The sequence below is a fragment of the Cognaticolwellia aestuarii genome, from assembly GCF_002000025.1.
Lineage (GTDB): Bacteria > Pseudomonadota > Gammaproteobacteria > Enterobacterales > Alteromonadaceae > Cognaticolwellia > Cognaticolwellia aestuarii.
Genome location: NZ_MUZV01000009.1, coordinates 36,638 through 60,616 on the forward strand (window position 1 = coordinate 36,638; position 23,979 = coordinate 60,616).

23 protein-coding genes are annotated in these 23,979 nt (G+C 38.7%); 17 read left to right on the forward strand and 6 right to left on the reverse strand.

What is annotated here, in order from left to right; genetic code table 11:
- Window positions 1-43: 43 nt before the first annotated feature.
- On the reverse strand, window positions 44-931 hold the full coding sequence (gene nhaR, locus B0169_RS14050) for a transcriptional activator NhaR (protein WP_077286829.1): 888 nt from the start codon (window positions 929-931) through the stop codon (window positions 44-46).
- A gap of 110 nt (window positions 932-1,041) precedes the next feature.
- On the opposite strand from nhaR, the gene B0169_RS14055 reads away from it, so the two are divergent.
- The 13 genes from B0169_RS14055 to B0169_RS14115 all read left to right on the forward strand — a co-directional run bounded on the left by B0169_RS14055 (window position 1,042) and on the right by B0169_RS14115 (window position 12,493).
- The gene (locus B0169_RS14055) at window positions 1,042-1,566 is read left to right on the forward strand and encodes a hypothetical protein (protein ID WP_077286831.1); all 525 of its coding nucleotides are present in this window, start codon (window positions 1,042-1,044) and stop codon (window positions 1,564-1,566) included.
- Window positions 1,567-1,569: 3 nt separating this feature from the next.
- Window positions 1,570-1,866 carry an HPF/RaiA family ribosome-associated protein gene (locus B0169_RS14060; RefSeq protein ID WP_077286833.1) on the forward strand — a complete coding sequence of 99 codons (297 nt, stop codon included), beginning with the start codon at window positions 1,570-1,572 and terminating at the stop codon, window positions 1,864-1,866.
- Between the two features lie 65 nt (window positions 1,867-1,931).
- Window positions 1,932-2,402, forward strand: a complete 471-nt coding sequence (locus tag B0169_RS14065) for a Na+/H+ antiporter subunit E (protein ID WP_077286835.1) — start codon at window positions 1,932-1,934, stop codon at window positions 2,400-2,402.
- Entirely contained in the window at window positions 2,402-2,695 is a 294-nt protein-coding gene (locus B0169_RS14070; RefSeq protein WP_077286837.1) for a monovalent cation/H+ antiporter complex subunit F, read from the forward strand. Before B0169_RS14065 ends, B0169_RS14070 begins: the two co-directional genes overlap by 1 nt.
- The gene (gene mnhG / locus B0169_RS14075; RefSeq protein ID WP_077286839.1) at window positions 2,696-3,046 is read left to right on the forward strand and encodes a monovalent cation/H(+) antiporter subunit G; all 351 of its coding nucleotides are present in this window, start codon (window positions 2,696-2,698) and stop codon (window positions 3,044-3,046) included.
- 23 nt (window positions 3,047-3,069) lie between these two features.
- Window positions 3,070-4,056 (forward strand): Na(+)/H(+) antiporter subunit B, encoded by a 987-nt coding sequence (locus B0169_RS14080; protein ID WP_268875727.1) that lies wholly within the window; start codon window positions 3,070-3,072, stop codon window positions 4,054-4,056.
- Window positions 4,056-4,436, forward strand: coding sequence for a cation:proton antiporter subunit C (locus B0169_RS14085; RefSeq protein WP_077286843.1), 381 nt, complete (start codon window positions 4,056-4,058; stop codon window positions 4,434-4,436). Before B0169_RS14080 ends, B0169_RS14085 begins: the two co-directional genes overlap by 1 nt.
- Window positions 4,433-5,911: a monovalent cation/H+ antiporter subunit D family protein gene (locus B0169_RS14090; protein WP_077286845.1), complete on the forward strand. Its 1,479-nt coding sequence runs from the start codon at window positions 4,433-4,435 to the stop codon at window positions 5,909-5,911. The genes B0169_RS14085 and B0169_RS14090 overlap by 4 nt, the downstream gene beginning before the upstream one ends.
- Window positions 5,908-7,422 carry a monovalent cation/H+ antiporter subunit D family protein gene (locus B0169_RS14095; protein ID WP_077286847.1) on the forward strand — a complete coding sequence of 505 codons (1,515 nt, stop codon included), beginning with the start codon at window positions 5,908-5,910 and terminating at the stop codon, window positions 7,420-7,422. The genes B0169_RS14090 and B0169_RS14095 overlap by 4 nt, the downstream gene beginning before the upstream one ends.
- 3 nt (window positions 7,423-7,425) lie before the next feature.
- The gene (locus tag B0169_RS14100) at window positions 7,426-7,767 is read left to right on the forward strand and encodes a hypothetical protein (RefSeq protein ID WP_077286849.1); all 342 of its coding nucleotides are present in this window, start codon (window positions 7,426-7,428) and stop codon (window positions 7,765-7,767) included.
- Window positions 7,754-9,454 (forward strand): Na(+)/H(+) antiporter subunit D, encoded by a 1,701-nt coding sequence (locus B0169_RS14105; RefSeq protein WP_077286851.1) that lies wholly within the window; start codon window positions 7,754-7,756, stop codon window positions 9,452-9,454. Before B0169_RS14100 ends, B0169_RS14105 begins: the two co-directional genes overlap by 14 nt.
- Window positions 9,455-10,022: 568 nt before the next feature.
- On the forward strand, window positions 10,023-11,483 hold the full coding sequence (locus B0169_RS14110) for a hypothetical protein (RefSeq protein WP_077286853.1): 1,461 nt from the start codon (window positions 10,023-10,025) through the stop codon (window positions 11,481-11,483).
- 710 nt (window positions 11,484-12,193) lie between these two features.
- Window positions 12,194-12,493, forward strand: coding sequence for a hypothetical protein (locus tag B0169_RS14115; RefSeq protein WP_077286855.1), 300 nt, complete (start codon window positions 12,194-12,196; stop codon window positions 12,491-12,493).
- Between the two features lie 21 nt (window positions 12,494-12,514).
- Here the strand turns inward: B0169_RS14115 and B0169_RS14120 are convergent, their stop codons facing one another.
- From B0169_RS14120 to mfd, 4 genes are all read right to left on the reverse strand, one after another.
- On the reverse strand, window positions 12,515-13,243 hold the full coding sequence (locus B0169_RS14120) for a substrate-binding periplasmic protein (RefSeq protein WP_158077098.1): 729 nt from the start codon (window positions 13,241-13,243) through the stop codon (window positions 12,515-12,517).
- 221 nt (window positions 13,244-13,464) lie between these two features.
- Window positions 13,465-13,746: a DUF1244 domain-containing protein gene (locus B0169_RS14125; RefSeq protein ID WP_077286858.1), complete on the reverse strand. Its 282-nt coding sequence runs from the start codon at window positions 13,744-13,746 to the stop codon at window positions 13,465-13,467.
- A gap of 60 nt (window positions 13,747-13,806) precedes the next feature.
- Entirely contained in the window at window positions 13,807-15,414 is a 1,608-nt protein-coding gene (locus B0169_RS14130; RefSeq protein WP_077286860.1) for a CsiV family protein, read from the reverse strand.
- Between the two features lie 120 nt (window positions 15,415-15,534).
- Complete coding sequence (mfd, locus tag B0169_RS14135) at window positions 15,535-19,044, reverse strand: transcription-repair coupling factor (protein WP_077286862.1); 3,510 nt, start codon at window positions 19,042-19,044, stop codon at window positions 15,535-15,537.
- Window positions 19,045-19,341: 297 nt separating this feature from the next.
- Here mfd and B0169_RS14140 point away from each other — a divergent pair, with 297 nt between their 5' ends.
- The 3 genes from B0169_RS14140 (at window position 19,342) to B0169_RS14150 (ending at window position 21,845) form a co-directional block, all read left to right on the forward strand.
- The gene (locus B0169_RS14140) at window positions 19,342-20,004 is read left to right on the forward strand and encodes a YehS family protein (RefSeq protein WP_077286864.1); all 663 of its coding nucleotides are present in this window, start codon (window positions 19,342-19,344) and stop codon (window positions 20,002-20,004) included.
- A gap of 175 nt (window positions 20,005-20,179) precedes the next feature.
- A complete protein-coding gene (locus B0169_RS14145) occupies window positions 20,180-20,647 on the forward strand; it encodes a hypothetical protein (RefSeq protein ID WP_235838579.1) in 468 nt (155 codons plus the stop codon).
- A 223-nt stretch (window positions 20,648-20,870) separates the two neighbouring features.
- Window positions 20,871-21,845 carry a YeiH family protein gene (locus tag B0169_RS14150; RefSeq protein WP_158077099.1) on the forward strand — a complete coding sequence of 325 codons (975 nt, stop codon included), beginning with the start codon at window positions 20,871-20,873 and terminating at the stop codon, window positions 21,843-21,845.
- Window positions 21,846-21,966: 121 nt separating this feature from the next.
- Here B0169_RS14150 and B0169_RS14155 read toward each other — a convergent pair whose 3' ends face one another.
- Window positions 21,967-22,833, reverse strand: coding sequence for a PA4780 family RIO1-like protein kinase (locus B0169_RS14155; protein ID WP_077286868.1), 867 nt, complete (start codon window positions 22,831-22,833; stop codon window positions 21,967-21,969).
- Between the two features lie 128 nt (window positions 22,834-22,961).
- On the opposite strand from B0169_RS14155, the gene B0169_RS14160 reads away from it, so the two are divergent.
- Window positions 22,962-23,897 carry a 2-hydroxyacid dehydrogenase gene (locus tag B0169_RS14160; RefSeq protein WP_077286870.1) on the forward strand — a complete coding sequence of 312 codons (936 nt, stop codon included), beginning with the start codon at window positions 22,962-22,964 and terminating at the stop codon, window positions 23,895-23,897.
- Window positions 23,898-23,979 lie beyond the last annotated feature (82 nt).

Here is a 23,979-nt window from a genome sequence, read left to right on the forward strand (position 1 = left end):
TTTATCGAGAAAGTTTAATTAAGCGGCAAAGTAAACAGCACCATTACGTGCTAGCCGCATTAACAATTTCAAGAATCGCCGGATGCTTTAATCTTCGCTCCGGAGAAATAATATAATAAGGTTCTTTGAATTCGTCAGTTCGACCTAAAATTTTAACGCCATATTTTTCTGCCACGTATTCTTCGATAATCGTTGGACTACTAAACGCCCCAAAACCTGTTTGGCCGAAAGACTTCATTAATGCGCTATCATCAAATTCAGCGACAACATTTGGCGTAAAATTGTTTTTTTCTAACCATGATGATAAACGAGCTCTCATCGCCGATTTTTTGCTTTGCATAAGCCAAGGAAAGTTTGCTAAACATTGTGGAAACTCTTCGTGGCAATTTTTCAGTAAAGTTTGAGCTGCAAAAAAAGTAAACCCACTTTCAGTGAGTAAATGATTGTATGCTTTTACATGACTACCTAACTCAAGTGGTTGGTCGGTTAAAATGCAATCAATTTTATTGACCGATAAATCTGTTAATAAATGGTCCTGATCTCCTTCAACGCAAATTAAGCGAACAGGCTCACTCATTTTCAGTACTGGTGCTAGTAACTCGTGTGCCAATACTTTCGGTATAACGTCGGTTATGCCAACAGTGAATGTATGCCATATTTCTGGTTGTTTTCTTTTTAAAATATTTTTTACTTCATCTCCCAGCTGAAAAATTTCTTCGGCGTAGCTATAAATAAGCACTCCCATTTCAGACAAAGATAATTTCTTACCTTTTCGTTCAAATAAGTTGATACCGATTTGCGCTTCAAAGCCAGTTATTTGGCCACTTATCGTTTGCGAGGTTAGGTTTAATCTTGTACTTGCTTTGGTAATGCTACCTTCAGTAGCGACGACATAGAAATAATACAGGTGATTATAATTTAAAGGGCTCATGGTTTTTTATCAGTTTTATTCGATGATAATGTAAACAATATTCGAATTTACCACCAACAACAAGTGCGCTATAACAATATGGTATTCGTAACTTATTTGATTGGAAAATTATGAAACATCGTAAAAATCGCTCTATACTTTTGATTGTTACTCAGTCTGCTTTTATTACAAGTAGAGCAAAAGTTCGTTGTTTTGCTATTGTATTGTTAACATCACTTTTGTCTTTTTCTTCGCTAGCGACTGAAGTAAATGGGATTAATACTGATAAATACTTACTTAGCTCATGTAATGCTTTTCAAACAACACACGATAACGCTAAAACGTTGCCGTGTGTCATGTACATTAAAGGTTTTTTTAATGGTCTATTAAATGCTGGTAATGCCAGTGTTTCAAACATTGAAGAAAACAATAAAGAAACCTCTACATTAGTAGAAAGAGCTTATGCTAATAGAGTTGGACGGCTAGCACAGCGCAAACCGTTAAGTCATTCATGTATAACAGTAGATGAGTTAAAAATGCTTATTATTGAAAGCCTCTCTAATGATTTAGCTAGTACATTTCTTTCAGTAAAGCAGCTTAATTCTTTTCTGATAAATACATTAACAACCGCATGTTCGTCTGGACAAAGTAATTAAGCAATGAAAATAGACATTCAAAATTGTTTGAGTGAGGTTGACCAGTCAATGGAAGAAGATATTCAACGTAAACTTAGGCTTGCACTATCAAAAATGGCGGCATATATCTCGTCTATTACTTTCATTGTATCTGAGAATATTGGCCCAAACGGCAAAACCGAAAAACATTGCACGCTTACACTGTCACTTTATCGCATGCCAAATATAGTCACTGAAGAAACGCAAGCTGATCTGTACTTCGTTATTGATCGTGTTATCCAAAAAGCGGCACGGAGTCTTTCACGAAAGCTTTCATTGTAAAGGGTGATTAATCATCTTTTCTCTTAACAAAACAATGTTATTAAAATGGTTATTATTGAGGGTTTATGAAACATACAGTCAGCTTGTTTATTACATTGTCAGCATTTTGGCTGCTTAATTCAGGTCATTATTCGCTGTTAATTTTATTTCTTGGCTTCGTGTCTATCACGTTGGTTTTAGTCATAGCGAATAAAATGGATGTTGTTGATCAGGAATCCCAACCGATACATTTAAAGCGCAATATATTTGGTTATTTTGGCTGGCTTATCAAAGAAATTGTCCAAGCTAATATTACTGTGGTTAAACATATTTGGTTAAGCGGCGAGAGTATTTCGCCCACGCTAAAGAAAATTAAAATCACTCAACAAACTGATATGGGAAAAGTGATATACGCCAATTCTATTACGTTAACGCCTGGTACTGTGGCAATAGATCTGGTTGACGACGAAATTATCGTGCATGCTTTGCTGTTGAAGGATGTTGAATCATTAGAAACAGGTGAAATGGATCGCCGTGTAACTATGTTGGAACGCTAATGTTATTTGCTGCAACGCTCGCTATTTTTATCACCATGCTCTTAGCAATCATTCGAGGTATTGTTGGACCAACCTTGTACGACCGTATTTTGGCGGTCAACATGTTTGGAACAAAAACGGTGCTCTTGATCGCTTTATTAGGTTTTGTTATGGGGCGACCTGAATTTTTGGACATCGCTATTGTATATGCATTGATTAACTTTATCAGTGTTATTGGCGTATTACGGTATTCCGACACTCACCAATTTAAACATTCACCGACGTTAGAAGATCCGGTCGAGAAGGAGGACTAAATGGATATAATCATAACAATTAGCAGTGGCTTTTTTTTACTGGTTGGTAGTTTCTTATGTTTTTCTGGCGGTATTGGCCTTTTACGTTTTCCTGACTTTTATACCCGTATGCATGCCGCTGGTGTTACCGATACGTTGGGCGCTGGTATGATTCTAATAGGGCTAATGATAATTAGTACTGATCTTTTAGTGTTCTCTAAGTTAGTTCTGGTGCTGCTTTTAACCTTATTGATTGGCCCTACAACCAGTCATGTCTTAGCTAAAGCCGCTTATCATAATGGTTTAATGCCCAAAACTTTAAACAATCATGAAAAAAATAATGCTAAGGAGACGTCGTCATCGAACCCTTAATTAATATTATTTTACTTACCTTATTGGTTATTGTTGCCTTTGCGATAATTCGCATGAAAGACCTGTTTGCAGTGGTTATGCTTTTAGGTATTTATGGACTTATATCTGCAAGCTTCTTTATTGTTATGGATGCGGTTGATGTTGCATTTACTGAAGCTGCTGTTGGCGCAGGTATTTCAACTTTATTGATGTTGGTTGTTATTGCGATGACTGGCCGAAAAGAGAAAGCTAATCGACATAAACCATTTTCGGCGTTATTTATTGTATTGGTTACAGGCGGTTTACTGATTTACGGTACTTTAGATATGCCACATATTGGTGCTGTAGATGCGCCAATTCACAAGCATGTAGCACCTCGATATATCAATGATTCAATGGCAGAGATTGGTGTACCTAATATTGTAACCTCGGTGCTTGCGAGTTATAGAGCATTCGACACTTTTGGTGAGGTAGTGGTTATATTCACTGCGGGTATAGGGGTACTAACATTGCTATCGGTTGCTCGTCGTAAAGAAAGCGAAGAAGAAATTTCATCAATCAATGACTCTATGCATGAGCAGCATCTGGTTATTCGTATTGTGGCCAAAATGCTGATCCCTTTTATTTTCTTATTTGCGCTTTATGTGCAATTTCATGGTGACTTTGGCCCTGGAGGCGGGTTCCAAGCGGGCGTGATTTTCGCTGCCGCGACTATTTTATATGCGATGCTATTTGGTTTAAGTACCGCCCGCAAGGTAATCAACCAAACATTTATTCAACTTATTGCCGCTATTGGTGTGTTGCTTTATGGCAGTGTTGGTATTGTCTCTTTAATGAGCGGTGGAAATTTCTTTGATTACAATGTACTAGCTAGTGATCCTATTGCGGGTCAACATTTAGGTATTTTGTTAATTGAATGGGGCGTTGGTTGTACGGTTGCTTCAGTGATGATTATTATCTTTTTCAACTTTGCAGGGCGTCAAGAATTACATCAACAAAAAGAACGCGTGCAAAATCAGGAGCCATCGTAATGTTAATGGATCTTTTTAATCACTGGGTTGTTATCACCCTGATGATGAGTGGTTTATATATCGTGATTGCTCAAGGCAACTTAATAAAGAAAATTGTTGGGCTCGCCGTTTTTCAAACCTCCGTATTCATTTTTTATATCAGCATGGCTAAAGTTGAAGGAGGAACTGCACCTATTTTAGCTGATGGCATTACGCAATATTCTAATCCTTTACCTCATGTGCTTATTCTTACTGCCATTGTGGTTGGTATTGCTACCACGGCTTTAGGTTTGTCATTAGTCGTTCGTATAAAAGAAGCTTACGGCTCAATTGAAGAAGACGAAATTCAGCAACAAGATAATCAAGCCTTGTCAGAAAGTAACTTGGAGAAAGAAGCGTGATAGCACACCTACCTATTTTGCAGGTGATTATTCCACTTATGGCGGCACCTATCTGTTTAATGTTAAAGCGTACTCAACTGGTATGGCTTTTTTCAATTATTGCAAGTGGCTTGGCATTTGCTGTCAGTATTTTGTTATTGCAACAAGTGATGGCATCAGGCGTGATCAGCTACGAGCTGGGTGGTTGGCAAGCCCCATGGGGAATAGAGTATCGAATTGACAAACTCAATGCGTTTTTACTGTTAATTATTTCAGGCATAAGTACTGTTGTTTTATTTGCAGCTCAAACCAGTCTTGAAAAAGAAATACCGAAAGATAAACACATTTTTTTTTACGTTTTGTATCTATTATCGCTAACCGGTATGTTGGGTATTGTTGCGACAGGCGATGCCTTTAATGTTTTTGTTTTTTTAGAAATATCATCGTTATCTGCTTATGCTTTGATCGGTATGGGTAATAAAAGACAAGCGCTTTGGGCTTCATATCAATATTTGATCATGGGAACCATAGGAGCCACGTTTATTTTGATTGGCATTGGCTTGATGTATCAAATGACCGGTACGCTGAATATGCATGATTTGTCACAACGTTTACCTGAAGTTGAACAGTCACGCACTGTACTTGCTGCGTTTGCCTTTGTGATTGTTGGTGTATGTTTAAAGTTAGCGATGTTTCCACTACATTTGTGGTTACCTAATGCATACACCTATGCACCATCAATTGTGACCGCATTTTTTGCCGCAACGGCAACCAAAGTCGCTGTCTATTTACTGATCAGGTTTACCTTTTCAGTTTTTGGCTTCTCATTTTCTTTTACGCATATTCCGTTGCAGACAATATTCATGGCGCTTGGCCTAGTTGGTATTTTTGTCGCTTCAACCTCGGCAATTTACCAAAATAACGTTAAGCAGCTTTTTGCCTATTCAAGTATCGCTCAAATAGGATATATGATTGTTGGGTTTAGTTTGAGTACCGTAACAGGGTTAACGGCAACCTTATTGCACATGTTTAATCACGCGTTAATGAAAGGTGCAATATTTTTAGCCTTAGCGGCGGTTATTTATCGAGTAGGTAACGTTGAACTTAATAATCTTCGCGGTTTAGGTCGTCAAATGCCACTGACCATGGCGGCGATAGTTATTGGTGGATTAAGTTTAATAGGTGTGCCATTAACCGTTGGCTTTGTCAGCAAGTGGTATTTACTGATGGCGTTAATCGAACAAGGTTGGTGGCCTATTGCTGTGCTTATTCTTTTAGGATCGATGTTGGCGGTTATTTATGTTTGGCGTATTGTCGAAGTGGCTTATTTCAAAGAACCGCTTAACAAAAACTCAACCATTAAAGAAGCGCCTATGAGTTTTCTTATCCCCATATGGGTACTTGTCATCGCCAATATTTATTTTGGTATAGATACTCGACTTAGTGTTGGGGTAGCGGAAGCCGCTGCTCAGAGTTTATTTGGAGTAGCATTATGAATATTACCTTAGCGTTAATGCTGCAACTCACGATTGTTATACCTTTGTTGTCGACTTTTGCGATTGTTGTAACAGGAAAATATCCTAACCTTCGAGAAAGTGTAACAATTGCATCTTGTTTAATATTAATATTTTTAGTCGTTAATTTATATCAAGGTGTATTAGCGGGTGAATCTATCAGTGTTTTCTGGTGGGAGCTTTTACCCGGTTTATCTATTAGCTTTGATATTGAACCACTGGGCATGTTGTTCGCGTTAATTGCTAGTTTTCTTTGGTTGGTGACAACGTGTTATGCCATTGGTTATATGCGCAGCCACCATGAAAAGAATCAAACGCGTTTCTATGCCTGTTTTGCCATCGCTATTGGCGCGGTGATGGGGCTGGCTTTTTCAGCGAACCTTTTCACTCTGTTTATTTTCTATGAGGTATTAACGCTTTCTACTTATCCTTTGGTTACTCACGCAGGTACTGAAAAAGCGAAAAAAGGTGGTCGTACTTACCTTGGTATTTTGTTGACTACCTCGATTGTTTTCTTTTTGCTGGCAATTGTCATCACTTGGTTTGTTGCAGGGACATTAGATTTTACACCGGGCGGTATATTTACTGACGACGTAGATAAAGTGCTGACTGGTATGCTATTAGTTTTATTTATTTTTGGTATTGGTAAGGCGGCGATTATGCCTTTTCATCGCTGGTTACCTGCTGCAATGGTTGCACCCACGCCAGTAAGTTCATTATTGCATGCGGTTGCCGTAGTAAAAGCTGGAGTATTCACCGTACTTAAAGTCTGTGTCTTTATCTTCGGTTTAGATTTATTAGCGGTGTTACCAACGACACAATTTCTGCTTTATTTGGCTGGCGCTTCGGTATTACTCGCTTCTATCATTGCCATGCGCCAAGACAACCTCAAAGCACGGCTAGCATACTCAACAATTAGTCAGTTAGGTTACGTAACTATAGGTGCGCTATTAGCAACATCATCAGGGGTTATCGGTAGCTCTATGCATATCGCTATGCATGCTTTTGGCAAAATAACCTTGTTCTTTTGTGCTGGTGCCATTCTAGTGACCTTACATAAATCAAAAATTAGTGACATGCGTGGTATTGGTCTAAAAATGCCAATAACGATGGGCGCATTCTTTATTGCTAGCCTGAGTATTATCGGGGTTCCTCCTACCGGTGGAACATGGAGCAAATGGTATTTAATGATGGGCACCATAGAAACTGAACAGTTTGTACTGATGGTAATTTTAATGTTGAGCTCGTTACTTAATATTGCTTACTTATTACCTATTTCTTTTCATGCATTTTTTCCAAAACTTAGCCGCTTTAATGCCTCTGCTAGTAGTACCAAAAGCTTGGAAAATAGATTGCCGATTTTTGACATAAAGGAAGCACCTTTGCCTTCATTAATAGCGATTGTTGTCACCACGTTAGGTTGTTTAACCTTATTTGTTTACCCCCAACCATTATTTGAGTTGGCTTCAGCAGTATTGACTGGTAGGGAATAGTTCATGAAAGATGAGAGAAAATACCTATTTGATGATCCAAAAAATATAAAGAGATTGCTCAATATATTTTATCTTTGTTGTGTTGTACTGGTCATATTGGACTTCGTTATTCATCGCCATACTATGCATGAATGGGATAGTTTGTGGGCTTTTTACCCAATCTATGGATTTGTTGGCTGTGTGGTTTTGGTGCTTGTTGCAACTTGGATGCGTAAACTGTTGATGCGTTCGGAAGACTACTATGACAGCCGTTCAATCGAATCTGTTAGTCCCGATTCGCTTAACAAAAAGGCGCTGAGTAAAAATGCGATAAACGAAAAAGGAGCTTGTCATGTGGATGATTGATCTTCCGCCTTTTGTTCCTTTTTTTATCGGTGCACTCATGCTGTTATTTACTCGCGGTATGCTGCGTAGTGCAATAATGCTAGCTGTTCCAATATTGAGCGCGCTGCACCTTTGGATGATGCCAGAAGGTGTTCATTTACAATTTGCCTTTTTTGATTACCAACTTATTCCTTACCGTGTCGATAAACTAAGTTTAATGTTTGGCTATGTTTTTCACATTGCAGCGCTAATTGGCATTATTTATTCGTTGCACCTTCGCGATACCTTGCAACAAGTCGCTGCAATGTTATATGCAGGAAGTGCTTTAGGTGCTGTATTTGCAGGGGACTTATTAACTTTATTTATTTTCTGGGAATTACTCGCGTTTACCTCGGTATTTCTGATTTTGGCTCGCAGAACTCAGCGTGCCTATGATGCGGCGATGCGCTATCTCATTATTCAAGTGCTTTCCGGTGTTATATTACTGGCTGGCGCACTTTTTTATGCCGCTGAAAATAATAGCTTAGCATTTGGCTATATTGGCTTAGACAGTATTGCTGGTTGGCTTATTTTTATTGCTTTTGGTATTAAATGTGCGTTTCCTTTTGCGCATAACTGGCTAACGGACGCTTACCCAGAGGCGACCGTAACAGGTACTGTTTTTCTTAGTGCATTTACCACAAAAATTGCAGTTTATGCGCTGGCTAGGGCCTACCCAGGAGCTGAGATTTTAGTCTATATTGGCGCGGCCATGACGTGTTTCCCTATATTTTTTGCCGTAATTGAAAATGACTTACGCCGAGTCTTGGCTTATAGCTTGATAAACCAAGTGGGCTTTATGGTTGTTGGTATTGGCATAGGTACTGCGCTTGCAATCAATGGAGCCGTAGCTCATGCCTTTAATGATGTCATTTTTAAAGGCTTGCTGTTTATGTCTATGGGGGCAGTACTGCACATGACTGGGCGGATAAATGGCTCTGATCTAGGGGGATTATATAAAACTATGCCCAAAACCACGATTCTGTGTATCGTCGGGGCTGCTTCTATTTCCGCTTTTCCTTTATTTAGTGGTTTTGTTAGTAAATCAATGGTGATGACTGCCGCGCTTGAGGAAGGCTTTGACTGGGTATGGCTAATGTTATTGTTTGCTTCGGCGGGTGTTTTTCATCATGCAGGCATTAAGATCCCATACTTTGCCTTCTTTGCTCATGATTCAGGTATCCGAGCAACTGATCCACCCAACAATATGTTGTTGGCGATGGCAATTGCCGCAGCGCTTTGTATTGCCATTGGTATTTACCCGCAAGCATTATATTCGTTGTTACCTTATGACACAGGTTATAACCCATATGACGCAACGCATGTGTTGGCACAAACACAGTTACTGTTTTTCTCTGCATTGGCTTTTGTTTGGCTTAATCTCAAAGGCATGTATCCACCTGAACTACGCTCAACGGTTTTAGATTTTGATTGGTTTTATCGTCGTGCAATTCCAAGTGCTTTACAGAATGCGTTTAGTGTCATCTGGCGAGTAGACCGTGCAATAAGAGATGCGGTTAAATTGAGATTAACGACTTACTTAGGTTATTTTGCTGGAAAAAATGACCGACTGAGTATTTTACTGTCACGAGATTATCCAACGGGTAGTATGGCTATGTGGGTTGCCGTAGTATTAGCTGTATATTTGTTACTTAGTTTTATTGCATAAAAGTTACAGCTTTGGATAAATTGGGTTTAAAAAGACTAAAAATAATGGCCAGGTTAATAAACTATAAAATGTAAACTGTGCTTTTTATAGTTTATTAAAGTTCCATTTTGCGTACAAAGTGATTGATAATATTTCAAATGTAAACGACGGCTATGGTGGAGAAGTTGTCCATTTTTTCAGATAAGTCCACGCTTAAATTAGGTCTGCTTTGTACGCTTAGCTAAAGTATTAAAGTCGCTGCTAAGGTCTGCTTTAAGCTCAAAGCCGACGGTCGCTCAAGCGCATTTTTGGACAAAAGCTAGTAACGAATTCGCACATGCTGTGAGTTCTTGGATAACTAGAGTTATGACAAAGCATTCCGTTCACATAAAACTAGCGACAAGTTTTAATCCACCACTACAGCCTCATTTTGTGCAGCATCACTTGAAATTGGCCACTATATGGTATTCTATGATAAGGAGTTTAAACATTAAAGGACTCACGGTCTAAGCCCACTACATGGGCTGGGTTAACCATTGGTAAATACTTCTAACGCAGCTAGCAAACTTACACAACAAAGAGAATTCAAATGTATAACACCGTTAGTGATGAACAAATCGATAATGAAATTGAATCAAGATATCGACCACATGCAACGAATGCAAGCAGCCGAGATTTGCCACTATGTGAGTTAAGCGATAGAGACTTCGAAATACTTACCTATCAATTAATTAAAGAAGAAATAGCTAATAATGAGCATAGTGAATATGACAACATATCTCTCATGCAAGGTGTCGGAGAAAGAGGTAGAGACTGTGTGATTTACTATAATGATGAAGTTGTTGCTATTGTTCAGTGTAAGAAATACAAATCTAACATAACTAAACCTGCACTTTTGAAAGAGTTAATAAAGTTTCTTTTGCATCTAACTATTGATGAAAGCCTTTTTAGCGGAAATAAGATCAAATATCTTTTTTACGTGTCTAAATCACTTACTGAACCTGCAATCAAACTAACTAATCAGTTTAGTAAAGAGGTATTAAACGATATTAAAGAGGGTAAAATTAAAGGTTACATAAAGGAAGTTGTCAATGAGTATACGTCATTTGAAGGCTACGTGGGCAAAGAACCGTATGAAGCAATTGAATCCTTATTAAAGCTAACAACAGTCGAAGTATATGATCAAGTAGACTTATCTTTTCGTATTCAATGTAAACCAAATATACTCCAGAACTTTTTTGATGTGATACAAGTCATTGACAGAGATGCTTTCAAAGAAGATATGACAAGGATATTAGAGGGGTATGGTTTTGCTGATCAATCCGATATAGATATAAAGCATTTACAAAAAAGAATAAAGTCTATTGGTTCAGAAAAGAGAACTAACTTTGGGACATTTGACTTATACGGCTACGACATAGAATTCCTCAAGTCTTTTAAAAATGATGAGTTTGGTGAATTATTCCAACTTATGTCCAATGTTTCATTGTTTATGAACAAAAAACTATTTAGTTATTTGAGCAGTAAAATAACGGAACTTACTCTCAAGGAAGTCACAAATAAGCTTTTACTCAATAATATAATTCATCCCTTTAGCGTAAACGTTGTTACTATGTATCTTTCTCGACGTTGTAGTCGAGCACTAGTGAGCGAGACGCTTCCAGAAAAATTGCATCAGAAGTATTACCCTGAACATTATGCAACTAAAGAACAGTTGATTGGTGAAGTTTTAAAATATTTACTAGACTCAAGCGAACTTTTTATGCATGGTGATTACTCCTTAATCAAAGGGGCAAAAGAGGAAATAAGCTTCAAAATCAATGTGTTATTTCCTAAAGTGCATGAGGGTTTTGCCACTATTGCGGATATTAGAAGTAGAGTGGAAAGAGACTTAATTATATTGAAGCCTGTAATGGATAAGATTGAAGCTGAAATAATAGAGCTATTAGAATCAGAGAAAACCATAATCATTAAAAGTTCAGAGATGTTTAGCGATAAAGAAATGATCCCAAAAATCAAAGAGACTTTTGAAAGCCTGAAAGACAAGTAATGCTACACATCGGAATTACTATGAGTGAAATGGTATAGTGAAAATGGCTTCCTTTTTGTGAGTTTTTAGCTTGTTCTTAAAGTAAACTAAATCCCTAGCTCTACTAAGAAAAAATCAGCTTACTTTGGTTAATACAAAAAAATTTCAAACTCGTAATCTGGTAGACATATTTTATATATCAAAGGCTTAAGTTATGGCGTGCTTTGAAGCGGCTTTTTAGTATTTAATGAGTGACCGCTTTGGTGGCAAAGCTGACTGTTTAAGATGATTTTACAGGTTAGGGGGCAAAACTTAATAGATAGCCTGAACTCTGGGTAAGCAGCACTTGCTCAATCCTCCCTTTAAGCTATTATCTGCGTTAAAACGTCGTTAAATAGCTCGCTACCCATAAACGTTTTGCCTTGGCAATGGCATAAAATGAAGCATTGATGGTATCTATTAGTGATGTTCGCCTTGCTATAGCATTTACTTTGCCACCTAAGTTATTGATTCGCTGGAATATCAAGCACTCATTATCCAGTGTTCAGGTTAGATAGGTTAAATTTATCATCGATTGATGCGTTTCCCGTTAATTTTGACTATTAACACGAGCTAACATTTTGAAATAGTAATTCGTTAGCCTCTGTTAAATAAATAACTAAACTTTTAATTATTGCTGCCGATTTAATGAACAATCAGTCATTCTTTAAGCATTTGGAAGCGCAAGTTCAATGGACGTTCTAGCAGAGTTATTACCCTCAAGTTACACTGTCAAAGCTGAGCCCTCAGCAAAAGACAGTCGTCGACAGCAACCTCAAGCAAAGCAAGGGCGAGCAAAGAAAACCGATAAAAACTCTCAACCTGAAAGCCTAGAAACACCGCTGAATAATCAAGTAAAAACACTGCCTGAACATGAACGTCGAACGGGTGATGATCGGCGTCAGCATTCGATGAAACGTGGCCGCTGGTTAGAGTCTCGTGATAAAAATGATAGGCGAACAACGGCAACAGGCTTATGCCTTAAAGTTTGATGATGGCGCATCAATAGCGCATTACTCGACTGCGATAGCGTCATCGTGAGCTAATATTCTACGGGTGCTGTTGTATTTACTTAATATCATATCGATTTGCCCTGAAGACTTTAAATCCAAAATAATATTATTAATTTTTTTTACTTGTTTTCTTTTCATACTGGGAGAGAAAGCACAGCGTATTTCATTCTCATTTAAGCTTATAACAGCGTCTGACGGCTCTTTGGCGAGGTATGATGCTTCAATTTCAGGAATAACAAAGCCTGCAATTCTATTCTTACGATACATTTTATAGCTATCACCTGGCGACAAACTGGTTACCGGTAGAATGTTTCCATTTTGGATAAAAGTGACTAACTCGGGGTAGATATAGCCCAGAGACGTGCCAATTTTGAGCTTTTTTTGCTTAGCTAAATCAGATATGTCTGTCATGCCGATATTATTAATCAGAATATCTGGAGTACTGTAAAGTACGCTACTCCAATGCAAGTCACCGCGTTTATACCATTTTTTATTGGCAACACAATGCATATCAACAATGTTCCTGATTAAGGATTGCTCCACTCTTTTACGTGGAATGGGCAGCATTTCAAGTTTAGCGTCGAGTTTGTCGGCGATAGCGTGGGTTATATCAAATAAAATGCCGCTAGTCGGCCGACCGTCTGCATCGAAAAAAAGCTGTGGGGCAATATTTTGCATGTAATATGAAGTGCGTAGCACTTGCTGGGCAGCAACTGAAAAGCTTAACATTAAGCATAGGGTTAGCATAAATAGAAAAACGCAACATCTCATCGGTTTACTTACCTCACTGCTTTATTTTCTTTGTTATACCTCGCTAATCATGTTTGCTGATTATCCGTGGATACCAAATACATGGTTAATAATTACATCGTTAATAATTACAAATACATCATTATATAAGTTGAAGATAATAGCAATGAGCGTAATGAATAACACTCATTGCTATGCGTTTATTTTTTTTGATTAAACTTTTCTAGTTGTTCTGGGGTTGCAGGTAATTGGTATTTTTCTTTCCACTCGCTATAAGGCATGCCATAAACCTGTTCGCGTGCATCGTCAATATCAACCGTTACACCAAGTTTTTCAGCTTCTGCGACGGTCCATTTCGAAAAACAGTTGCGACAAAAGCCGGCAAGATTCATTAACTCAATGTTTTGTACATCTTTTCTATCGTCTAAATGTGCCAGTAAACGGCGAAATACCGCTGCTTGAATTGCAATTTCTTTATCCATAATGTTCTCTAACTATCTCTTGTTGAAAAATAAAAATTGTGACTGAGTTAAGTTGTAATTTTATTCTGACTCTAGATCGGGTTTTTTGTAAGGTCTAATTTGAACGATCATGCCCATGTAGGGATGGTCGAAATAATGTACCTCTCCACTGATCACTCGTCGGTTTTGTTTAAAGCGAATAGCTTTGGCCTGTGTTGAATTTGACTTCTCTGTAGCTGAGTTTGAGCTTGCTAATTGTGCCGTAGCAAGCTCTGATAAATTTTTATCCAAAATGTTAAAATCAGCGGTAATAAACAAATAATGTTTTAAATGAATATTAAAAAAACCATCAATAAACCATGGTTGAACTGGTGGCAACGGTGGTGTTTCTTGTTTAGCTGTTGTGAAATCTTCACCAACTAGCTTTAAAGATAAGTCTTCGTTGGCTAATTGAGTTAGCAATTCATCTGTGTTGTCATTGACTTGTGATACTTGGCTAATAATTTTTTCTAAGCGCGCTTTTTTGGCGGCCTGTAACTGTTCTGCTTGGTCACTTTTAAGTTGCTCAAGGTTAACCGTCATTTTTTCAGTTAACGCTGATATCGTCGGGTTTTCAGCGTTTGTTTGTTCAAGTAATTGTGCTATTTGCTGTGTTTTTGAGTCATTAAAGCGCGTTAATTTTTTTTGGTGATCAGCCGCAAAATTTTCTCCGGCGTAAACTTTGACAGGAATCGATTGCTTTTTAGGTCGAGCCACTTGTCGCCATCCCATATGCAATAATGGGCGGAAGTTTTTGCTGTATCTTAAATCTGTGATGACATCACCAAGTTGTAAAGACTCTTTACTCAGTAAATGGCTTTGGTCGTTAGTGATATTTTCAGGGGCATCAATTAATAGCGGCATTTTATCAACGGTAAAGCCGTAGTAGTCGAAACTCGGATCATTAGCTTGATGTTCAGCAAAATAATGCTGATCTATACGACACAAAACTTTAGTTACTAAGTTTTCGCTAGATTGGAATTTTAGCTGTTGGAATTCAGCGTCAGCGGCTGATACTAAGGTTTGTATTTTTTCATATTCTGCTGTTGATAATTGGCTTGGTAGCGAATTGATTTCAGCCATATTAGCGTTAACTGCACTGTTTGAGCTTGGGCTACTTGCACTGTCGTTATTATCTGTTTGGCTATTAGCTTGTGTCTGCGTAGCATTATTGCTGACATTAGGCGTGTATGTTGCCGCTGTAGTATTAATATTTGATGTATCTTCGAAGCGATTATCACCGACTAAATCAGGGGCAGTGACCGTGTTTTCGTCGCTTGTGTTTGACGTAAGGTTTTCGGTTAATTGCGCTATTTGCGTTAAGGTTTTTTCTTCAAAAAGTGCCGGTAACTGTGCTTGAGTTTTAATCAGTTCTTGAGGATACTCAGGGTTATCACAACTGGGCAGTAGTTGCTTTAAACTACGAATGTCGGGGTTTAAATAACGAGCCAGTAAGTCCTCTGAGCGGCGATACTTAGGTAACTCACTGGTGTCTGGAAAAGTTTCTGTTAACTGACTTTTATCACCTAATTGGCTAAAAAGGATAATTTCTACTTCAAACCATCGGTCGTTATTTTTTGATGTTGCAGCCTGTAATGTTAGGGGTAATGTTAAGGCTGCAGAGCATAAAAATAGTTGGGTTAATTTCATTCAGTTTCCAATTAAGGGTTATTTTACCAAGCCATTCGCTTGTTTATAATAATAGCAAAAGTTGATCAATACATAAATTATCAATCATTTACCTTGGCGCTTGCTGCATTTGGCGAGATGTTATGCCCGTAAATGATTAGCCAACTCGTTTAACATAGTGGTAACTAAAATAAAGCGAGACTTTGCATCTTCAGTTGCTTGCTTAAATTTCAATTTATTAGCGTCGTCCATTTTATAGATTTTTGGTTGTTGCTGTATTAACCCTATAATGAACATAGCATCGACTTTGGTGTCACTGCTAAATTCAATAGCACCGCCCGCTGGACCAACATCAATACGGGCAATACCAATTTTTTCAGCTTTAAGTTTAAGTTTGGCAATATGAATTAAGTTTTTTGCCGGCTGCGGTAATAGCCCAAAACGATCAATCAATTCAACTTGTACATCATCAAGTGCTCGTTTGTTTTTACAACTCGCGATGCGTTTGTATAAGCTTAAACGGATACTAACATCGAAAATATAGTCGTCAGGCAATAAAGCAGGAACACGTAAATCGACTTCAGTTTGAGTTTTCATCACTTGCTCAAGCGATAGTTGTTTACCGTCTTTTAAGGCTGCAACAGCGGCATCAAGCATTTCCATATAAAGACTGAAACCCACTTGGCTCATTGAGCCACTTTGATCTTCACCTAGTAGCTCGCCGGCTCCACGAATTTCTAAATCATGGGTTGCTAAGGTGAAGCCTGCGCCTAAGTCTTCTAATGATGCGATAGCTTCAAGACGCTTTTTCGCATCTTTGGTCATGCGTTTTTCATGTGGTGTTAACAAATAAGCATAGGCTTGATGGTGCGAACGACCAACACGGCCACGCAATTGATGCAATTGTGCTAAGCCTAAATGATCGGCTCGGTCCATGATTATTGTGTTGGCACTCGGTACATCGATACCGGTTTCAATAATCGTAGTACATACCAATACGTTGTAACGTTGATGGTAGAAGTCACTCATAATACGTTCGAGTTCGCGTTCGCGCATTTGACCATGAGCGGTAATTATTTTTGCTTCTGGCAGTAATGCTTGAATATCTGCAGCGGTTTTATCTATGGTGTCAACATTGTTATGTAAAAAGTACACCTGGCCACCGCGTAGTATTTCTCTGAGAATAGACTCGCGTATTAAAGCATCATCACGTTGTCGAACAAATGTTTTTACCGCTAAGCGTTTCGCTGGAGGTGTTGCTATGATAGATAAATCACGCATGCCACCCATGGCCATGTTTAAGGTACGTGGAATGGGGGTTGCCGTCAGGGTTAAAATATCAACATTGGCGCGTAACTGTTTGATTTTTTCTTTTTGCTTAACGCCAAATCTATGTTCCTCATCAACAATCAATAAACCTAAATCTTTATATTTTATGCTGTTTTGTAAAAGCTTATGTGTACCAATTAAGATGTCTATTTGGCCTGACTCAACATCTTTGATAACTGCATTTTGCTCTTTTGCGGTTTTAAAGCGCGACAGTACTTCAATGCTCACTGGCCAATTAGCGAAGCGGTCACGGAAGTTTTCGTAGTGCTGTTGAGCAAGGAGGGTAGTTGGCACTAATATCGCAACTTGTTTTCCGTCGTTTACTGCCACAAAAGCTGCCCGCATAGCCACTTCGGTTTTACCAAAACCGACATCACCACAAACTAATCTATCCATAGCTTGTGGCGATAACATATCGCTGATCACGGCATTAATGGCTTGTTCTTGATCTAAGGTTTCTTCAAAACCAAAGCTGTCAGCAAATGCACGATATTCAGTTTTGTCGCGTTTAAAACTATAACCGTGATTGCTGGCGCGTTTAGCATAAATATCTAGTAGTTCAGCAGCCACATCGCGTACTTTTTCTGCGGCTTTTTGCTTCGCTTTGCTCCAAGTATCGTTGCCAAGTTTATGTAAAGGTGCATGATCTGCATCAGCACCTGAATAGCGACTGATTAAATGCAATGAGGCAACCGGGACATATAACTTGGACTCACCCGCGTAGCTAAGCATCAAAAACTCAGTGGTAATGCCACCATTTTCAATGGTTTGTAAGCCCATATAGCGACCAATGCCGTGTTCAATATGAACTACCGGTTGTCCAATACTCAGTTCGGCTAAGTTTTTAAATATTGCATCGTTTTGGATATCGAGTTGCTTATTACGGCGACGCGTTTGGCGCACTCGGTCGCCGAGTAATTCGGCTTCGGTTATTAAGGCAATGGCATTTTTCTTAGCACTGCCTTTGGCTTGAAAAATAAAGCCAGCACTTAAGGCATTAACCGTGATGCCAAGTAACTCATCGCTATTAACAAAGTCTTCAATACTATCAAAAACATTGGGCTTAATTTTATTGCGGTGCAGTAACTCTAAAACACTTTCTCGGCGTCCTTGGCTTTCGGCAACAAATAGCAGTTTTTTTGGTGTTTCTTTACTGGCAATGAAATTATTTAGTAATTCAAATGGCTGCTTAAGTTTATGATCTATCGTTAGATCTGGCAGTGAATGAACATCAAACTGTATTTGCGAAGTTTTAACTTCGTCGTCATTAGCTTGGGGCTTTAAATTGATACGATCAAACGGCTTTAATGCGCTGTACAACTCTTCACTATTAAGAAATAACTGCTTAGGTGGCAGCAATGGCCGAGTTGGATCGTAGCGTCTGTCTTCATAGCGGTACTCAATATCTGACCAGTAATGTGTTAAGGCTTTATCGATATCACCACTGATAATTACTAGGGTGTTTGCTGAGAGGTAATCACATAAGGTATTGGTTTGTTCGAAAAATAGTGGCAAATAGTATTCGATGCCAGCAGGCATAATGCCATTGCTAACTTGATGATAAATAGATTCTTTATCGATAGTACTAGTGAACTGTTCGCGATATTGGCTGCGAAACAAGTTAGTGCCGTCAGTATCAGTAGGAAACTCATGTGCGGGTAGGAGATCAATACCAGAAATTTTATCACTCGAGCGTTGGTTTTCTGGATCAAATAAGCGTATTTCATCAATTTCGTCATCAAAAAAGTCTAAACGAAATGGTGTTTTACTGCCCATAGGGAAAATATCAAGTATCGCACCACGGGCAGAAAACTCACCGTGTTCCATTACTTGATCAACACAGCGATAGCCGCTTGCTTCTAATTCTTGCCTGAGTTGATGTAAATCTTTTTTATCACCTTTTTTGATGATTAAGCTATTGGCTTCTAAATATTGCTTAGGTGCTAAACGTTGCATTAACGTCGACACGGGGACAATAACAATGCCCTTGTCCATACGTGATAATTGGTACAAGGTAGCCAAGCGCTGAGAAATAATATCTTGATGCGGTGAAAATGTATCGTAAGGTAAGGTTTCCCAATCTGGAAATAAACAAATGGGTAGCTGTGCCTGCTGATTCAAACTCGCTAGCTCTTGCTCTAAACGCAATGCGGAAGGCGTATCGTGAGTGAGTAATAGTATCGGTTGCTTAGATGATAATGCGCCATGAAAAATAGCAACACTTGCACTACTTCCAGGAAGGTTTTGCCAGATTTTTCTATCAGCATTGTTACTTCGACTTTTTGCTAATACTGGATTGAATAGACTAACATTTTTACTCATGACTGCTCTTTTATTTACTGACGATGAAATTTATATAACCAAGCGTTTCGACAATTTACCTGACGATTTCAGCATTATTTGTCGGTATCTTAACATGAGTTTTACCTGAACTTTAACCGCTAAATGTAAAGCCTTGAAGCTTTTGTGTTAAATCGCGTGGTAGCTAAAGATCTCATTATTTAAAGCGTGTATAATGCTCAGTAATTGAATCACCATTGTATTACAAATACTGAATAAAATTAGGTAATGTAAAAACAATACTAACCAGCGATATGCGTTGGTTCTTTGGAGAAGTTTGTGACTAACAACGATGTATTGCGTCGCCTGAGATATACCTTTAATTTTAATGATCAAAAGGTTATTGCTATTTTTGCTGCCGGCGATTTAACTGTGACGCGTGATCAAATCAGTAATTGGTTAAAAAAAGAAGAAGACCCGGCTTATGTTAATTGTCCTGATACGACTTTTGCTGCATTTTTAAATGGTTTTATTAATGAGCGTCGTGGTAAAAAAGAGGGCGAACCTGTCAAAGCTGAGAAACGTTTAAATAACAATCTTATTTTGACAAAACTGAAAATAGCGTTCAATTTAAAAGCTGAAGATATTATTGAAATATTAGCTTTAGCCAATTTTAATTTAAATAAACCAGAGTTAAGTGCTTTTTCTCGCAAGCCCGATCATAAAAATTATCGTGAATGTAAAGATCAAGTACTCCGTAACTTTTTGCAGGGCATTGATAAAAAGTTTCATGTGCAACGTCGTGCTAAAGCACAAGTAAAAAATCCGGCAGTTGAAGACAATAAAGATAAATTAGAACAGGTTTTAGCGGCTAAAAATTATAACTCAGCAAAAGCTAATGCCAGTAAAATTTATGTTAACCCTAATAAAACTAAAGTTGAGCGTAAACCCGGTGAACGAAAAGTGTTAAAGCTAAAACCGAAAGATATTTGGGGAGAATAACTAAAGCTTATGCTCAAATCAGCTTAAGATTAACTTACTAGAGCGTCTTAAGCGCTTAATTTTAGCGTAACTTGGTCTCTTGATGCTGTTTGGATTCATAAACTAAAAAACGGATAACGTTCGTTAAGTCGATAATAATCAGTTTACCGTTACTATAAATAATAAAGGGATCATTATGCCTAATCGTATGGAAGCGCCAGAAATAGTAGCGATACCTCGTTGGTTTAAAGTTGCAGCCACCTTAGCACTGTTGTGGAATTTATTGGGTTTGATGGCGTTTATTAATCAAATGATGATGACGCCAGCAACACTGGCTGAATTACCACAACCTCAACAAGATTTGCTTGCTAGCACACCTTGGTGGGCAACGACTGCTTTTGCGATAGCGGTGTTTACTGGCACATTAGGCAGTTTGGCTTTGTTAATGAAAAAGCCTATTTGCTATAAGCTATTTGTGCTGTCATTTGTTAGTGTTGTTATACAAATGTTCCATGCATTTTTCATTAGTAACTCATATCAAGTTTACGGTCCTGCAGGCACTATAATGCCCATTATGGTGCTATTTATTGCTTTGCTATTAGTGCGCTTTGCAGCGAAAGCTAATAATAATCACTGGTTTAGCAAGTCGACAGCGACAGACTGACTTTCATGCTAATTCTGCGAAGAAAAAACATTTTAGTCTCAGCATATAATCTATAAAAGTGATTAATTTCAGCTGAAATAGCACCAAGAAGTGCTATGCCCATAAAGCCGCTTTTTATCTGTTTTTATTAGAAAAATAACCAAAACATTGATACTGATGATACAATTTATTCTCTCACTTTCGCTAAATAACCTTTCGGTTTAATGAAGAAATGCTCGTCAATTTGAAAGCTACATTACTTGGTGCAATTTTATGTTCATTGGTTGCTGTTCTTGCAACAATCGTCGCTGATCGCTATCAAGCGCCGGTTATGTTGTGCGCACTATTATTAGGCTTGCTATTACATTCATTTTATCAACACCAGAATATTCAACTAGGGGTTAATTACTGCTCAAGAGAGCTGTTACGTTTTTGTGTTGGCTTACTCGGCGTAAGTATTGCGTTTGCCGATATTGTCTCGCTCGGTATTACGCCACCATTAATTGTGATGGTGAGCATGTTGCTAACGATATTATTTGGCGTGCTGTTTGCTCGAGTTTTAGCTTTACCTAAAATGTTTGGTGTTTTGTCAGGCGGGGCAGTTGCCGTTTGTGGTGTTTCAGCGGCGGCGGCCATATCAACAGTATTACCCAATGATAAATCCCAAGAAAAATATTTTGCGTTAACTGTGATTGGTATTACCACTTTTAGTACACTGTCGATGATATTTTATCCCATCATTGCAAGCTATTTAGGCTTTTCTGACGAACTGGCTGGCGTTTTTATTGGTGGTGCTATTCACGATGTTGCGCAAGTTATTGGCGCTGGCTATAGCATTTCACCCGAAGCTGGCGATGTTGCAACTTATATTAAACTGCTCAGAGTCGCGTTACTAATGCCGATTGTTATGATGGTTTTTCTAGCGTACAAAGAAAAAGATAGCGAGATGCCAGGCGGTGTTAGTGCTTTTATTCCTAGTTTTTTGATTATGTTTTTTGTTTTAGCCTTTGTTAAAAACTTGGGCTTACTGCCGCTTTGGGTGATTGAGATAATTCGTAGTATGTCGAGTAATTTATTGGTGGTGGCAATTGTTGCTATTGGCGTTAAAACTTCGTTGAAACAAGTATTTTCTGTTGGCTGGCGACCGGTATTGTTAATGGGCAGTGAAACGGTAATATTAGCGACGTTAATTATTACTGGGATTATCTGCTTTTATTGATGCTGATATTTTAGTGGCGCTTGAGGTTTTAAGCCCAACACTTATGCAGTTGCGGGCTTAATTTTAAGGCTTAATTTACAGCTTGTTTGAACCCTAGTTAAACAGTGAGTTAAACAGTTAGTTAGTAGTCACTTTCAACAGCATTCGCTTCACTGATGCGTGCTACTCTGGCTTCTTCTTCCTCAAAAGCGGCTTTGATTTCTTCTAAAACGGTATCAACATCAGCACTTTGAGTGTTTTCTTTGAAAAGGCCTGTCAGGTTTGATTCTGCTGTTAGCTCACCACTTTCAAATAGAGCCCACATTTCTTCGCCATACTTACTGTGCTTTAATTCAGGGCAAAATTGAGCGTAGTAGTTGGTCATATTCGCGACATCACGCATTAACATTGCTTTAGCATTGTTGTTAGCTGAAGCATCTACGGCTTGCGGTAAGTCAATAATAACCGGGCCATAGTCGTCAACCAGCACGTTAAATTCAGATAAGTCACCATGAATAATGCCAGCACATAGCATTAACTTAACGTAATGCATGACTAATATGTGATCTTCTTGTGCTTGTTCTGCTGACATGACTACGTCATTTAAGCGTGGTGCAACATCACCTGCGTCATCAGTAACTAGCTCCATTAATAAAACACCGTCGAAGCAGCCGAAAGGCTGTGGCACTCGTACGCCAGCTTCCGCCAATTTGTACAGGGCGTCAACCTCAGCATTTTGCCAGGCAGACTCTTGTTGGTTTCGACCGTATTTTGAGCCTTTTTCCATTGCTCGGGCGCGACGGCTATTGCGACTCTTTCTACCTTCTTGGTATTGTGCCGCTTTTTTAAAGCTACGTTTAATGGCTTCTTTGTAAACTTTCGCACAGCGGACATCGTCGCCGCAACGTACCATATATACAGTGGCTTCTTTTCCACTCATTAATTGGCTTATTACTTCGTCTATTAGGCCATCATCAACGAGTGGCTGTATGCGTTTAGGTACTTTCATAGCGCCGTTATACCTTAGTTGGGCGTTGGAAGAAAGAACAAAATTATAAGTTTTTATTTATCAATAGATTAAAAGATTGTTCTGTTGGGGTATTATAAACAAAACAGCACCCTATTAATGTAACTTAGATGATCCCATTTATTAGTCAATTACCTGAGCAAGAACAAGCTATTTGGATTGCTGCGCTAAATCAAGCGTTGCCAAACGAAACGATTGTTGCTTTCAGTAATATGTCAGCGGCAGAAAAGACACACTGCCAACTTGCCATTGTTGCCAATCCTGATATTAGCCAATTAGCTGAGTTTGAAAACCTGAAATGGCTACATAGTGTTTGGGCTGGCGTTGAGCGCTTGATGATGGCGCTTGCAGATTCTACCATTGAGGTGGTTCGCTTGATTGATCCTACGCTCAGTCAAACCATGGCTGAGGCTGTATTGGCATGGAGTTTATATTTACATCGCGAGATGCCTCTATATGCTCAACAGCAACAAAGTAAGCATTGGCAACAACATCCTCATGTATTAGCAAGTGATAGGCGAATTGGTATTCTCGGTTTAGGCGAGCTAGGCCAAGCCAGTGCTCAGCAATTACAGCAAAATGGTTTTAAGGTGATGGGCTGGAGTCGTACAGCCAAGACTATTGAAAATATAACCACTTACAGCGGTGCTGAAGGCTTAACTGAAATGTTAACGCAAAGTGATATTTTAGTTTGCTTGCTGCCGTTAACTTCCGCAACACAAGGGCTGATCAATAAAGCGCTTTTAATGCAGCTACCTAAAGCGAGTCGTGTGATTAACTTTGCTCGTGGCGCTATTATTAATACCCCTGAGCTATTGCAGATGCTCGAGCTTGGACATATAAGTCATGCGGTGCTTGATGTTTTTGACCAAGAGCCTTTAAGCGCTGATAGTATACTTTGGCAACATCCCAATATAACTGTTCTACCTCATATTTCAGCGCCAACTAACATGGAGAGTGCCTGTGAAATTGTGGCAAAAAATATTCAGCGCTTTCGTGCTACAGGTGAAATACCTCCGTCAGTAGATAAAATTAATGGCTACTAACGGTTGAGTCGTCGGGATAATCGCTTTGCATAGCGACTGGCCCGCGTTTAGATATCGTGAATAAATTAACCTTATTGACTTA

Excerpts from the sequence above, each read along its gene's own strand:
- nhaR (WP_077286829.1), bottom strand. The coding sequence starts at position 931 with ATGAGCCCTTTAAATTATAATCACCTGTATTATTTCTATGTCGTCGCT.
- B0169_RS14085 (WP_077286843.1), top strand. The coding sequence starts at position 4,056 with ATGTTAATGGATCTTTTTAATCACTGGGTTGTTATCACCCTGATGATG.
- B0169_RS14130 (WP_077286860.1), bottom strand. The coding sequence starts at position 15,414 with ATGAAATTAACCCAACTATTTTTATGCTCTGCAGCCTTAACATTACCC.
- B0169_RS14070 (WP_077286837.1), top strand. The coding sequence starts at position 2,402 with ATGTTATTTGCTGCAACGCTCGCTATTTTTATCACCATGCTCTTAGCA.
- B0169_RS14120 (WP_158077098.1), bottom strand. The coding sequence starts at position 13,243 with ATGTTAAGCTTTTCAGTTGCTGCCCAGCAAGTGCTACGCACTTCATAT.
- B0169_RS14155 (WP_077286868.1), bottom strand. The coding sequence starts at position 22,833 with ATGAAAGTACCTAAACGCATACAGCCACTCGTTGATGATGGCCTAATA.
- B0169_RS14095 (WP_077286847.1), top strand. The coding sequence starts at position 5,908 with ATGAATATTACCTTAGCGTTAATGCTGCAACTCACGATTGTTATACCT.
- B0169_RS14065 (WP_077286835.1), top strand. The coding sequence starts at position 1,932 with ATGAAACATACAGTCAGCTTGTTTATTACATTGTCAGCATTTTGGCTG.
- mfd (WP_077286862.1), bottom strand. The coding sequence starts at position 19,044 with ATGAGTAAAAATGTTAGTCTATTCAATCCAGTATTAGCAAAAAGTCGA.
- B0169_RS14125 (WP_077286858.1), bottom strand. The coding sequence starts at position 13,746 with ATGGATAAAGAAATTGCAATTCAAGCAGCGGTATTTCGCCGTTTACTG.
- B0169_RS14145 (WP_235838579.1), top strand. The coding sequence starts at position 20,180 with ATGCCTAATCGTATGGAAGCGCCAGAAATAGTAGCGATACCTCGTTGG.
- B0169_RS14160 (WP_077286870.1), top strand. The coding sequence starts at position 22,962 with ATGATCCCATTTATTAGTCAATTACCTGAGCAAGAACAAGCTATTTGG.
- B0169_RS14105 (WP_077286851.1), top strand. The coding sequence starts at position 7,754 with ATGTGGATGATTGATCTTCCGCCTTTTGTTCCTTTTTTTATCGGTGCA.
- B0169_RS14100 (WP_077286849.1), top strand. The coding sequence starts at position 7,426 with ATGAAAGATGAGAGAAAATACCTATTTGATGATCCAAAAAATATAAAG.
- B0169_RS14110 (WP_077286853.1), top strand. The coding sequence starts at position 10,023 with ATGTATAACACCGTTAGTGATGAACAAATCGATAATGAAATTGAATCA.
- mnhG (WP_077286839.1), top strand. The coding sequence starts at position 2,696 with ATGGATATAATCATAACAATTAGCAGTGGCTTTTTTTTACTGGTTGGT.
- B0169_RS14060 (WP_077286833.1), top strand. The coding sequence starts at position 1,570 with ATGAAAATAGACATTCAAAATTGTTTGAGTGAGGTTGACCAGTCAATG.
- B0169_RS14055 (WP_077286831.1), top strand. The coding sequence starts at position 1,042 with ATGAAACATCGTAAAAATCGCTCTATACTTTTGATTGTTACTCAGTCT.
- B0169_RS14115 (WP_077286855.1), top strand. The coding sequence starts at position 12,194 with ATGGACGTTCTAGCAGAGTTATTACCCTCAAGTTACACTGTCAAAGCT.